The organism is bacterium (genome assembly GCA_030655055.1).
Lineage (GTDB): Bacteria > Edwardsbacteria > AC1 > AC1 > EtOH8 > UBA5202.
On record JAURWH010000087.1, the window covers coordinates 1 to 13,010 of the forward strand.

Sequence of the window (13,010 nt, forward strand, 5' to 3'; positions counted from 1 at the left end):
TTGGAACTGCTGGTGATCTCCAAACTGCCGTTCTCCGTTCCCAGCGATCCATTGGTGGAGGCCCGCTGCCAGGTGATAGAGCAGAACGGCAACAGCTCGTTCCACCAGTACCTGCTGCCCGAGGCGGTGATCCGCTTCCGCCAGGGGTTTGGGCGGCTGATCCGCAACAAGACCGACAAGGGTTTGGTGATAGTGGCCGACAGCCGGATCATCAACACCGAGTACGGCAAGACCTTTATCCGGTCGCTGCCGGCGTTGCCGGTGATATCCTGCCGCAGCCAGGAGGAGCTGGTGGGGAACGTGCTGATATGACATTTGATAATGGATAACAGGCTATAATTCACGGGAGCATCACAAATTACTTATATAACAAAGGAAAGCCCTGACGGAGATCGTCAGGGCTTTTGGGTCGGTAAATTGTTAATCACCGAACTCAACCCCTTTCATCCCCTTCTCTTACCCCAAGCCAGGCCATAAAGAATCCAAGAGAAGGGGAAAGAGGGGATGAGTTTTAAAACTAATCGTAATAGGCCAGCTTCACCGTCCGGCCGGTCATGGTGGTCTTTTGCCGCATGTTGCTAAAACCATTTAAATAAAAACGCATTCTTCATTGACATGCTTAAGGTTTGTATGATAAAATTTACTGTTTATATGTAAATTAACGCTTCATAGGTTTAATCGACCATCAACCAACCAACAGAGGAGAGTCTATGAACCTTCTAGGACTGGCCAAACACGGGCTCAATAACTTTGAGCAGATCTCGATAGTCTGCGTCTTGATCACGGCCGTGATCAGCCTGGTTTACGCCTGGCTGTTAAGGCAGAATGTAATGGCCAAGGACAAGGGCACTGCCAAGATGCAGGAGGTTTGGAACGCCATCCGGATCGGCGCCGACGGCTACCTGAAACAGCAGTTAAAGACCATCCTGCCGGCCATAGCCTTGCTGGCGGTGGTCCTCTTCTTAAGCGTTTACGTGATCCCGCCCAGTCGCGAGGCCGTGGCTGAGTTCGGGGCTGAAAACGCCCGGAACGTAGTGGCTTTCGGACGGACCATAGCCTTCATCCTGGGAGCCACTTTCTCCCTGCTGGTGGGCCAGCTGGGGATGAGGATGGCCATCCAGGCCAACGTCCGCTCGGCGGCTGCGGCCCAGAGGGGCTTCAATGAAGCGCTGTCCATCTCCTACTACGCCGGCACCGTCACCGGAATGCTGACCGACGGGCTGGGCCTGCTGGGCGGCACCGTGATCTTCGTGGTCTTCGGCACCGCCGCCCCGGACGCCCTGCTGGGCTTTGGCCTGGGCGGCACCCTGCTGGCCCTGTTCATGAGGGTGGGCGGCGGAATATACACCAAGGCCGCCGACGTGGGGGCCGATCTGGTGGGCAAGGTGGAAAAGGACATTCCCGAGGACGATCCCCGCAACGCCGCGGTGATAGCCGACCTGGTGGGCGACAACGTGGGCGACTGCGCCGGCATGGCGGCTGACATCTTCGAGAGCTACGAGGTGACCATCGTCTCGGCCCTGATCCTGGGGCTGACCCTGGTGGCTTTGGATCCCACCCACAGCCTTAAGTGGATCGTCTATCCCCTGATCATCAGGGGCATCGGCGTCATCAGCTCCATCCTGGGGACCTTCACCGTTCCGATGTGGGAAAAATTTCCCATCAAGTTCATGCGGGCCCACGATGCCGAGGAGGCCATGTTCATGTCCTACGAGGTCTCCGGCATCAACACCGTGGCCTTCTCCTTCTGGGTGGCCATTGCCTACGCCGGGGACTGGCGCCTGGCCATGCTGACCAGCATCGGGGTGGCCCTGGCCGTGGTCTTCAATCCCTTAACTTCGTATTTCACCTCCACCCGCAAGGCCCCGGTAAAGGAAATAGTGAAGGCCACCAAGACCGGCCCGGCCACCACCATTCTCTCCGGACTTTCAATAGGCATGGAATCCAGCGTCTGGGCGCTGGTGGTCATCGCCATCAGCTTCATCTTTGCCCTGGTGCTTTACCGGGGCGAGCCAGCCATCTTCGTGCTTTACGGCGTGGCAATGATCGGCATCGGAATGCTGTCCCACACCGGCAATAACGTGGCCATGGATTCCTTCGGACCCATCTCCGACAACGCCAACGGCATCGGTGAGATGGCCTGGCACGACCTGCACGACGAGAACACCAAGAAGGCCCGCCAGGTGATGGCCGATCTGGATGCGGTGGGCAACACCACCAAGGCCATCACCAAGGGAGTGGCCATCGCCTCGGCGGTGATCGCGGCCGTCAGCCTGTTTGCCTCGTTCATCACCGACGTGGGGCTGGTCCAGGAACGGCTGGGATTAAGCGAGGTCATGGCCGGCATCGATATTTCCAAGACCAAGGTCTTCATCGGATTCCTGCTGGGAGGGGCCCTGCCCTGGCTGTTCAGCTCGCTGTCCATCCGGGCGGTAAGCCGGGCGGCCGCCCAGATCGTGGAAGAGGTGCGCCGTCAGTTCCGGATCCCGGGCATCATGGAGGGGACGGTCAAGCCCGATTACGCCAAAGTGGTGGGGATCTCCACCGCCTCGGCCCAGAAGGAACTGATCCCGCTGGCCACCATCTCGGTGGTGATGCCGCTTTTGGTGGGAATGATCCTGCAGGTGGAAGCCCTGGGCGGTTTTCTGGCCGGGGTCATCCTTTCCGGCATGATGCTGGCGGTGTTCATGTCCAACGCCGGCGGGGCCTGGGACAATGCCAAAAAATCCATCGAGGACGAGCCGCGGGACCTGGCGGCCAACACCGGCAAGGGCTCGGAGCGCCACAAGGCCGGGGTGGTGGGCGACACCGTGGGCGACCCGCTTAAGGACACCGCCGGACCGGCTTTGAACCCGATGATCAAGGTGGTCAACATCGTCAGCCTGATAGCGGCCCCGATCATCGTCAAGTACCAGCAGCTGGGGGTCTGGGGCTGGATAGTAGTGGCTTTGCTTTCAGCTGCGCTGATCTGGGGAGTGGTCTCCAGCAAGAAGGCGATGCCCGACCTCTGAGCTGATATTTCAGTAATGGGTATTACTAAAGAAAATGATCTGCAAAAGCCGTTCCGCAAAATGCGGAACGGCTTTTGTGCTTTTAACCCCACCCATTTCCCTCCCCTCCAGGGGAGGGATGCCGTAGGCTGGGAGAGGTTAAACTCACGCTCTTTAAGCTTCTTTTCAAGGCATTTTTCTCTTGACTAATAACCGATTTTCAAGTAAAATTAAGGACTATTAAATATCAATTCATGACATCTTATAACTTAAGCCATACCATTATGTTATAAATCAATAAAATAGCTCGCTGGCACACCGGTCAGGCGGGCTGTTTTTGGATAGGAACATTTATCATCGCAACCCGTTCCCCCCGAAAATAATTTATCCCAGACCATAAACCAATTAACTGGAGAAAAGAATGAAAAAGGACCTGATCTCAGTAGCCGATTTCAGCAAACAGGAGATGGACCAGTTGTTTGACCTGGCGGCCAAGATAAAAAAACAGACCAGAAACGGGCGTTCCCCCAAGCTTTTGGCCGACCGGACCCTGGCCATGATATTCGAAAAACCCAGCCTGCGCACCCGGGTGACCTTTGAGACCGGAATGACCCAGCTGGGCGGACACGGGATCTACCTGGACATGCAGCTGGGCAAGCGCGAGTCCACTCCGGACATCGCCCGCAACCTCTGCCGCTGGGTGGACCTGATCATGGCCCGGACCTTTGCCCACAAGAGCGTCACCGACCTGGCCGAGAACTCCACCGTGCCGGTGATCAACGGGCTGTCCGACCTGGAGCACCCCTGCCAGGCCTATGCCGACTTTTTGACCATCCTGGAATACAAGAAGAAATTCAAGGGCCTTAAGCTGGCCTACATCGGAGACGGCAACAATGTCTGCAATTCCCTGCTGCTGGCGGCCGGCGCGCTGGGCATGAACATGGCGGTGGGCTGTCCCCAGGGCTACGATCCCGACAAGGGCATCCTGAGCCGGGCCCAGGAGATGGCCGCCAGGAACAAGTGCACCCTGGAGATCGTGCGCGATCCCCGGGAGGCGGTCAAGAACGCCGACGCCATCTACACCGACGTCTGGGCCTCGATGGGCCAGGAATCGGAAAAGGAGCTGCGGGCCAGGATCTTCGCCCCCTACCAGGTCAACAAGTCACTGGTGGACGCCGCCAAGAAGGATGTGATCGTCCTGCACTGCCTGCCGGCCCACCGCGGCGACGAGATCACCGACGACGTGCTGGACGGCCCGCACTCGGTGGTGCTGGACCAGGCCGAGAACCGGCTCCACGCCCAGAAGGCCATCATGGTCACCCTGTACAAATACTGGGCCAAGAACCGCAAATCCAAAAAGAAATAATTTAACAGCGTTATCGTGCCACCCCGAAAACCTTGGGGTGGCATAATAACAGGGAAAGGAAGGTTCGATATGATGGGACCATGCGGATGGATCTATTGGTCGGTCTACGGATTTGTGATGCTGATAGTTTTGGCCGTGGCCCTGGTCTGGACCTATTACAGCGTCAAATTCTTCAATAAGGCCGCCGAGTATTACCAGAGCGAGCTGGACAACAAGACCAAGAAGGACGGCCAGATGCTGGAGCTGTTGGCCAAGTTCGACCAGCTGGTGGATGTGCTTAAAGTCAAGTAACCAACCAAAGAAGACAGAATATTGGAGATTGAATACTGAAAAGTTTCAAGTCAGGGTATTCAATATTCCATATTCAAAATTCAGTATTCAGGCAAAATGAAATTCTATAAAATGTCCGGGACCGGCAACGATTTTGTGGTGCTGGATAACCGGAAGAATATTATTGGGGACGATCTCCCGCTGTTGGTTCCCCAGCTCTGCCACCGCCGCAACGGGGTGGGAGCGGACGGGGTACTGCTGCTGGAGTCTTCATCCCGGGCCGATTTCAGGATGCGTTACCTGAACGCCGACGGGAGCGAGGTCAGCTTTTGCGGCAACGGGGCCAGGTGCCTGGCCTGGTTCGCCCATTCCGTCGGCGCGGCTGGCGAGAAAATGACCTTTGAGGCCGGGGACGGGCCGCATCAAGCCGAGATTTCCGGCAACCGGGTCAAGCTTTCGATGAAGGACCCGTCCGATATCAGGCTTAATTTCATGCTGGACCTGGGACCCAAGGGCTATGCGGCCTCGTTCGCCGATACCGGAGTTCCCCACGTGGTCATTCCGGTGATGGAACTGCAGGGTTTTCCGGTGGTGGAGACCGGGCGCAAGGTCCGTCACCACGGGCTGTTTGACCCGGCCGGGACCAATGCCAATTTCATAGAACTGACAGACCAGCACCATCTAAGCATCCGGACCTACGAACGCGGGGTGGAGGACGAGACCCTGGCCTGCGGCACCGGGTCCACCGCGGCCGCGGTGATCTCCGGCCTCCAGGGCCGGGCGGTCTCCCCGGTGGAATGTCTGACCTACGGGGGCGAGACCCTGACCGTCCATTTCAAGAAAGAGGATGACCGGATCACCGAAGTGTTCCTGGAGGGGGCGGTCCGACTGGTGTTCAAGGGGGAATGGCTGGAAACCGCCGGCTAAATATCTAAGCACTAAGCTCTAAAACCTAAACAAATACAAATGGACCAAATCTTAATGTCCTAAACAGTTTAAGATTTAAGAATTTCACTAATTTGAATTTGTTTAGAGTTTCGGAATTAGGATTTAGAAATTGAAGAAGATAAAACATATTTTTAATGTTATTATTTTAGGATGGAGTTGCGATGCCCAAATGGTATAAAAGCGAGGGGTTGACCTTTGACGACGTGCTGCTGGTTCCCCAGCATTCCCTGGTGCTTCCCCACGAGGTCGATCTGTCCACCAGATTCTCCCGGCGGATCAAGCTGAACATCCCGCTGGCGTCATCGGCCATGGATACGGTGACCGAGCACCAGATGGCCATCGCCCTGGCCCGCCACGGCGGCCTGGGGGTGATCCACAAGAACCTGCCCATCCACGAGCAGGCCCAGGAGGTGGAGCGGGTCAAGCGCTCCGAAAGCGGGATGATCTCCAAACCCATCGCTTTGACCCCGGAACACCGGCTGCAGGACGCGGTGCGGCTGATGAAGGAGTACTCCATCTCGGGCATACCCATCGCCGACAAGGACGGAAGGCTGGTGGGCATCATCACCAACCGGGACATCATCTTTGAAAGCGACCTCAGCCAGAAGATCGCGCTGACCATGACCTGCGAAAAATTGATCACCGCCCCTCTGGGCACCTCCATCGACGAGGCCAGCCAGCTGCTGCGCAAGCACAAGCTGGAAAAACTTCCCATCGTGGACAAGAAGGGGATGTTGCGGGGCCTGTTCACTTTGAAGGACGTGATGAAACGCAACAATTTCCCCAACGCCTGCAAGGACAGCCAGGGGCGCCTGAGGGCGGCGGCGGCCATCGGCACCAGCGGGGATTATTTGGAACGGGCCGAGGGGCTGGTCTCGGCCGGGGTTGACGCCCTGGTGATAGACACCGCCCACGGGCATTCCCAGGGGGTGCTGAACGCGGTCAAAAAGGTGCGGGAGAAATTCAAGAACACCGACATCGTGGCCGGCAACGTGGCCACCCCCGAAGCCACCCGGGCCCTGATCAAACTGGGGGTGGACGCCGTCAAGGTCGGCATCGGGCCGGGCTCCATCTGCACCACCAGGATCGTGGCCGGGGTGGGCGTGCCCCAGCTGACCGCGGTGATGGACTGTGCGGCGGTGGCCAAAAAGGCCAAGGTGCCGGTGATCGCCGACGGCGGCATCAAGTACTCCGGCGACGTGGTAAAGGCGCTGGCAGCCGGGGCCGACTGCGTGATGATCGGAAACCTGTTCGCCGGGGTGGAGGAAAGCCCGGGCGAGACCATCCTGCTTTCCGGCCGCAGCTACAAGGTCTACCGGGGCATGGGTTCCCTGGGAGCCATGCGCAAGGGCAGCGCCGACCGCTATTTCCAGGAAGGCGGGGGATCCGAGGGCAAGAAGTTCGTGCCCGAGGGGATCGAGGGTCGGGTGCCCTACAAGGGCTCGCTGGCCGACGCGGTCTACCAGCTGATGGGCGGCCTGCGCAGCGGCATGGGGTACTGCGGGGCCGGGAACCTGAAGGAACTCCAGCTAAAGGCCACCTTCGTCAAGATAACCAATGCCGGGTTAAGGGAGAGCCATGTGCACGATGTGGTGATCACCAAGGAAGCGCCGAATTACGAGGTGGACAGGGGGTAACACGGGTAACGTTTGAGGGGCGGGGCAGGTAGCCAGGCGGTGTTGGAAACGTTTGAGAGGCAATAATAAATGACCAGCAATGTTTGAATTGTTGGAAACGGTTGGTATTTATTGTAGGGGCGGATCACGATCCGCCCGGTAAGATAATTTTAGATTTAATCCCTTTAGTGTAAAGGCCATGATCGTTTACGAAGGCAAAACATTTAAAAACCTAACCTCCAAGGAATCCAGGGACGGGGAATTCGAGAACTGCTCTTTCGTAAATTGTGATTTTTCCAACGGCGTGTTCACCTCCGGCAAATTCACGGATTGCGTGCTTACCAACTGCAACCTGGCGCTGGCCAAGATAAGCAACTGTCAATTGAACGATGTCACATTCAAAGACTGTAAATTGCTGGGCCTGAATTTCTGCGATTGTTCCGACTTCCTGTTCACTGTGAAATTTGAGAACTGCATCCTGGATTATTCCTCGTTTGCCCGGAAGAAAATGGCCAAGACCCAATTCCATAACTCCTCTATGCGGAACGTGGATTTTACCGACAGCGACCTAAGCAAGGCCGTATTTGCCAATGATGACTTGACCAATGCCGTGTTCAATAAAACCACGATCAAGGAAGCCGACTTTTTGACGGCCAGGAATTACTCCATCGATCCGGAAAAGAACAATGTCAAAAAAGCCAGGTTTTCGCTTTACGGGGTGATAGGGCTGCTTAATAAGTATGACATCAGGGTTGAATAGGCGAGCGGGGCGCAATATGCGTTTGAGGGGCCGGACAGGAATGACCGGCACTGCTTGAATTGTTTGAGAAGCAATGCATAGTTGCAAGGCGATGTTGGAACCTTTTGACCGTTTGGAACGATTGGTCGTTACTGTACCACCGCCGTTGGCGGGGTGCCGCTGTGGCGGCAGGGGCGAATCATGATTTGACCAGTAATTATGAGGATATAACATGATCAACCTAATCATCTGCGGCGCCGCCGGCCGGATGGGCCAGGCCATCTGCGAGGCGGTAAAAGAGTCCAAGGACTACGCCATTTCAGCCCTGGTGGAGAACCGGGGGCATCCCCTGGTCGGAAAGATCCTGTGCGAAAAGGCCCCGGCGGTGGTGGACGACCTGCTGCTGGTGCTGCAGACCGGGGACGTGATCATAGACTTCAGCACTCCGGAGGCCACGGCCGCCAACGCCGCCAAGGCCGCGGTGATGAAGAAGCCGATGGTGATAGGCACCACCGGCCTGGACCAGAAGCACAAGGACATTTTCACCGAGATGGCCAAGGACATCCCGATGGTGGTTTCCTCCAACATGTCCATCGGGGTGAACCTGCTTTACAAGCTGGCCTATGCCGCGGCCAAGAAACTGCCCAAAACATTTGACGCCGACATCTCCGAGACCCATCACCGCAACAAGAAGGACGCCCCCAGCGGAACCGCGGTCAGAATACTGGAGGAGGTCCAAAGGGCCCGGGGCGGCAAGCCGGTATACCAGCGGCAGACCTCGGACCAGGTCCGTCAGGACGACGAGATCGGCATGGTGTCTTTAAGGGCAGGGGACATCGTGGGTGAGCACAGCGTGATCTTTGCCGGACCGGGAGAGATACTGGAAATATCCCATAAGGCCCACAGCCGCCGGGTCTTTGCCGAAGGGGCATTGCTGGCGGCAAAATTCGCGGCCAAGGCCAAGCCGGGGCTTTATGATATGCAGGACGTGCTGGGACTTTAAACGTAAACTAACGATTGAAAATATCAAAATGAAAAGTGCAAAAATAATAATGAAAAGCAGACTTGCAACATTACTTCTCCTTTCAGCGATCGGACTTTCACTATTTGGCTGTCAGCAGGGGGACCCCGATCCGTTCTTCAATAACGGAGTGGCCTATTTTCATCAAGGGGATACGGTCAAGGCCGTGGCCGAGTTCAACAAGGCCATCAAGGTCAAACGCAATTTTGCCCCCGGTTACTACAACCTGGGCATCTGCAATTTAAAGCCCGGCGCCTATAACCAGGCCAACCAGTATTTTTTAAAGGCCGTCAAGTATGACCCGGCATATGTGGACGCCTATTACAGCATGAGCATGGTCTATGTGACCCTGGATTCGGTGGCCAAGGCCAAGGATATTCTGTATCTCGGCATAAAGCTAAATCCCAATGCTTCGATGCTTTATTACAACCTGGGTTACGCCCTGTTGCTAAGGGGGCAGGCCGATTCGGCCCGTTGGGCCTTTAAAAAAGTGACAGAGTTGGATCCTCAAAACTCCGACGCCTACTTTAATCTGGCCTATGCCTCCAATGATCCCCAGTATGCCCAGGAAGCCATAAATGCCCTGCGCCAGGCTGTCATAGTTGACAGCATTAATTATAAAGCAATTTATCTTTTAGGTACCAAATTGGCAGACAAAAAAAGTCGTACTGATACTGAAACTAAAGAAGCGGTAAAGTATCTGAAGGCATTTCTGGAAAGTGGCAAGGGGGTAGGTGCACAAATTAAGTTAGCCCAGGAGTCATTAAACAAGGTAAAGAAAAAATGAAATTTGATTTTGCCGAACGGCTGGACAGGATCCCGCCCTATCTTTTTGCCGGGTTGAATAAGAAGAAGGCCGAACTTAAGGCCAAGGGCGCCGACATCATAGATTTCGGGGTGGGGGATCCCGACCTGCCCACGCCTTCCCACATCATCAAGGCCCTGACGGATCAGGCATCAAATCCCGAAAACCACCGCTATCCATCTTACGAGGGACTGCCTTCGTTCCGACAGGCCGTGGCCAAATGGTACGGCAGCAGGTTCGGGGTAAAACTGTCGGCCGAGGACCAGATCGCCTGCCTGATGGGCGCCAAGGACGGCCTGGCCCATGCGGCCTGGGCCCTGTTCGGCCCGGGCGACAAGGTGCTGTGCCCCGATCCGGCCTATCCGGTCTACGCCGTCCAGACCATGCTGGCCGGGGCCGAGCCGGTGTACTTTCCTCTTTTGCCGGAGAACTCGTTTTTGCCGGACATCGACAAACTTCCGGTGCAGGGGGTCAAGGCCATCTTCCTGTGCTATCCCAACAATCCCACCGCGGCGGTGGCCGACCTAAAATTCTACCAAAGACTGGTGGACTGGGCCGTTAAGCACAACATCATGATTCTGAACGACGGCATCTATTCCGAGATCGCCTTCGACGGACTGGTGCCGCCCAGCATCCTCCAGGTCCCGGGGGCGGAAGAGGTGGCCCTGGAATTTCATTCCCTGTCCAAAAGCTACAACATGACCGGCTGGCGGGTGGGGATGGCGGTGGGCAACCAGAAGATACTGCAGGCCCTGATGCAGATCAAGACCAACTCCGATTCCGGTGTTTTTCAGGCGGTGCAGTATGCCGCCATCGCGGCGTTGGAGGGTTCGCAGGATTGCATCAAAGATAACTGCCGGGTCTATCAAGAACGGAGGGATGTGCTGGCCGGCGGACTTAAAAAACTGGGATTGGAGTTCCAACTGCCCCAAGCCACGTTCTACCTGTGGCTGAAGACCCCCAAGAAATACGATTCCCTGCAGTTCACCGATCTCCTGCTGGAGAAGGCCGGGGTGATGGTGGTTCCGGGGGTGGGGTTTGGCAAGAACGGCGAAGGGTTTGTGCGCATGGCGCTGACCATTCCCAAGGAGCGGATGAATGAAGCCGTTGAACGGATCAGCAAACTTAATCTATAGACAGCATTAACATAATTATTATGACATTTATTTTCAACCAATATTTGATCCAAAGAATTAAATCCGGTAAATCATGTTAATCCTGTCAAATAAATGCCAATAGTCGTCCAAAAATACGGCGGCAGCTCCGTGGCCAACGCCCAGCGCATCAAGAACGTGGCCCGGCGGATCGTCAAGACCGCCCAAAGCGGGCATCAGGTTGTGGTGGTCGTCTCGGCCATGGCCGACACCACCGACGATCTTTTAACCCTGGCCGGGCAGATCACCGCCCAGCCGCCCCGCCGGGAACTGGACATGCTGCTGACAGCCGGGGAGCGGATCTCCATGTCGCTCCTGTCCATGGCCATTGACGCCCTGGGCGGGCAGGCTATTTCCTTCACCGGCTCCCAGGTGGGGATCATTACCGATTCCAGCCACAACCGGGCCCGGATCCTTGAGATCAAGGCCGACCGGCTGAGGGATGCCCTAAAGGCCGGCAAGATAGCCATCGTGGCCGGTTTCCAGGGGGTCAGCCTGGCCAGGGAGATCACCACTTTGGGCCGGGGCGGCTCGGATACCACGGCTGTGGCCCTGGCGGTGACGCTGGGCGCCAGGTCCTGCCAGATATACAGCGACGTAGACGGGGTTTACAGCGCCGATCCCCGGATCGTCAAACAGGCCAGGAAACTTTCCGGCATCTCGTTCGATGAAATGGAGGAGATGGCGGCCTTCGGCGCCCAGGTCTTGCACGTCCGAGCGGTGGAACTGGCCTCAAAATACGGGATGTCCATAGACTGCCGCAGCAGTTTTTCCAACCATCCGGGAACAATAGTAGGCAAAGGAAGCAAAATGGAACGGATCGCGGTAAAATCAATAGTCCACGATAAAAGCCTGGCCATGGTCACGGTCAAACTGCCGGCCGCCCGCAGCAGCGCCATGCCCCAGCTGCTGACCAAGATGGCCGAGGCCGGGATCCAGGTCAAATCATTCTTTCACGGACAGGCCCAGGAAGGAACTCTAAGCCTGTTCTTCATCCTGGATGAAGCCGACCTGTCCGGCGCCAAAGCGGTGATAGAAAAAAGCATCAAAACCGCCGGTCCGGCGCAATGCCAGATAAACCGGGACATCGGGGCGGTATCTTTGGTGGGCAGCGGGGTGGGCGGCGAAACGGCCATCCTCTCCAAGATGCTGAAAACCCTGGCCGGAAAAAAGATCCACGTTCAGGCCATGGCCACCAGCCACACCCGGATCAGTTGTTTCCTCCAGCGCCGGGACCTGGAAAAGGCCCTGCTGGCCCTGCACCGGGCTTTCATAGGATAATTTATTTTCAGCAGTAACGAAGTCTATCTGTAATAAAAATATTGGAGGACCAGATGATCTGTCCCATCCGATTCATCCGCAAGCCCGAAGAGGCCGAGTGCATCAGGGAACATTGCTCGTTCTGGCTGGAACAGGATGACCTGAACAGCGGGGAAAAGGAGCCGGATCGTTTTTACGCCGTAATAGGCGGGCCGGCCAAGGAGATCAAAGAGCACAAGGAACACAAAAGCATGGGCCACTGCGCTGTTCTGGCCATCGCCCAAAATTTGACCAGACTAAAGCTATGATCCGGAAACAGGCAACCATAGGATTGGTGGGAGCCACCGGACTGGTGGGGCAGTGCATACTTCAGGTCCTGGCCGAACGCCGGTTTCCGGCCGGGACCCTTAAGCTATGGGCCTCGGCCAGGTCGGCCGGAAAAAAAGTGCTGTTCGGGCGGAAGGTCTGCCGGGTGAACGAGATCGATCCGGATGAGTTTCCCGGATGTGATCTGATCTTTTTTGCAGGCACCGAAGGCGAGAAGGGCGCCAGCCGGATATTTTCAGAAGCCGCCATCAGGGCCGGGGCGGTGGTGATTGACAACGGTTCGGATTACCGGATGGACCCGGCAGTACCACTGGTGGTGCCGGAGGTCAATCCCGGAGATGCCTTTAAACACAAGGGATTGATAGCCAATCCCAACTGCTCCACCATCCAGATGGCGGTGGCCCTTAACCTGATCCACCGGAAACTGGGACTTAAGCGGATAGTGGTCTCCACCTACCAGGCGGTGTCCGGAGCGGGGAGGGCGGGAAGCATTGCTCTCGAAGAGCAAATTCAA

General features: G+C 56.5%; 13 protein-coding genes. All 13 read left to right on the forward strand.

Features of this window, described 5'->3' with window-relative positions; genetic code table 11:
- Window positions 1-312: helicase C-terminal domain-containing protein (locus tag Q7U71_03830; GenBank protein MDO9390886.1), on the forward strand; the 312-nt coding region annotated here is incomplete at its 5' end.
- A 398-nt stretch (window positions 313-710) separates the two neighbouring features.
- A complete protein-coding gene (locus Q7U71_03835) occupies window positions 711-3,011 on the forward strand; it encodes a sodium-translocating pyrophosphatase (protein MDO9390887.1) in 2,301 nt (766 codons plus the stop codon).
- Window positions 3,012-3,411: 400 nt separating this feature from the next.
- The gene (argF, locus tag Q7U71_03840) at window positions 3,412-4,356 is read left to right on the forward strand and encodes an ornithine carbamoyltransferase (protein MDO9390888.1); all 945 of its coding nucleotides are present in this window, start codon (window positions 3,412-3,414) and stop codon (window positions 4,354-4,356) included.
- 69 nt (window positions 4,357-4,425) lie between these two features.
- Window positions 4,426-4,647: a hypothetical protein gene (locus Q7U71_03845; GenBank protein MDO9390889.1), complete on the forward strand. Its 222-nt coding sequence runs from the start codon at window positions 4,426-4,428 to the stop codon at window positions 4,645-4,647.
- A gap of 96 nt (window positions 4,648-4,743) precedes the next feature.
- Window positions 4,744-5,553 (forward strand): diaminopimelate epimerase, encoded by an 810-nt coding sequence (gene dapF / locus Q7U71_03850; protein MDO9390890.1) that lies wholly within the window; start codon window positions 4,744-4,746, stop codon window positions 5,551-5,553.
- A 182-nt stretch (window positions 5,554-5,735) separates the two neighbouring features.
- Window positions 5,736-7,211 (forward strand): IMP dehydrogenase, encoded by a 1,476-nt coding sequence (gene guaB / locus Q7U71_03855; GenBank protein ID MDO9390891.1) that lies wholly within the window; start codon window positions 5,736-5,738, stop codon window positions 7,209-7,211.
- Between the two features lie 178 nt (window positions 7,212-7,389).
- A complete protein-coding gene (locus Q7U71_03860) occupies window positions 7,390-7,950 on the forward strand; it encodes a pentapeptide repeat-containing protein (GenBank protein MDO9390892.1) in 561 nt (186 codons plus the stop codon).
- A 211-nt stretch (window positions 7,951-8,161) separates the two neighbouring features.
- Window positions 8,162-8,932: a 4-hydroxy-tetrahydrodipicolinate reductase gene (gene dapB, locus Q7U71_03865; GenBank protein MDO9390893.1), complete on the forward strand. Its 771-nt coding sequence runs from the start codon at window positions 8,162-8,164 to the stop codon at window positions 8,930-8,932.
- A gap of 49 nt (window positions 8,933-8,981) precedes the next feature.
- Window positions 8,982-9,737, forward strand: a complete 756-nt coding sequence (locus Q7U71_03870) for a tetratricopeptide repeat protein (protein ID MDO9390894.1) — start codon at window positions 8,982-8,984, stop codon at window positions 9,735-9,737.
- Entirely contained in the window at window positions 9,734-10,891 is a 1,158-nt protein-coding gene (locus tag Q7U71_03875; GenBank protein ID MDO9390895.1) for an LL-diaminopimelate aminotransferase, read from the forward strand. The genes Q7U71_03870 and Q7U71_03875 overlap by 4 nt, the downstream gene beginning before the upstream one ends.
- A 93-nt stretch (window positions 10,892-10,984) precedes the next feature.
- A complete protein-coding gene (locus Q7U71_03880; GenBank protein ID MDO9390896.1) occupies window positions 10,985-12,190 on the forward strand; it encodes an aspartate kinase in 1,206 nt (401 codons plus the stop codon).
- A 53-nt stretch (window positions 12,191-12,243) separates the two neighbouring features.
- Complete coding sequence (locus Q7U71_03885; protein ID MDO9390897.1) at window positions 12,244-12,477, forward strand: hypothetical protein; 234 nt, start codon at window positions 12,244-12,246, stop codon at window positions 12,475-12,477.
- Window positions 12,474-13,010: Asd/ArgC dimerization domain-containing protein (locus Q7U71_03890; protein MDO9390898.1), on the forward strand; the 537-nt coding region annotated here is incomplete at its 3' end. The genes Q7U71_03885 and Q7U71_03890, both read left to right, overlap by 4 nt.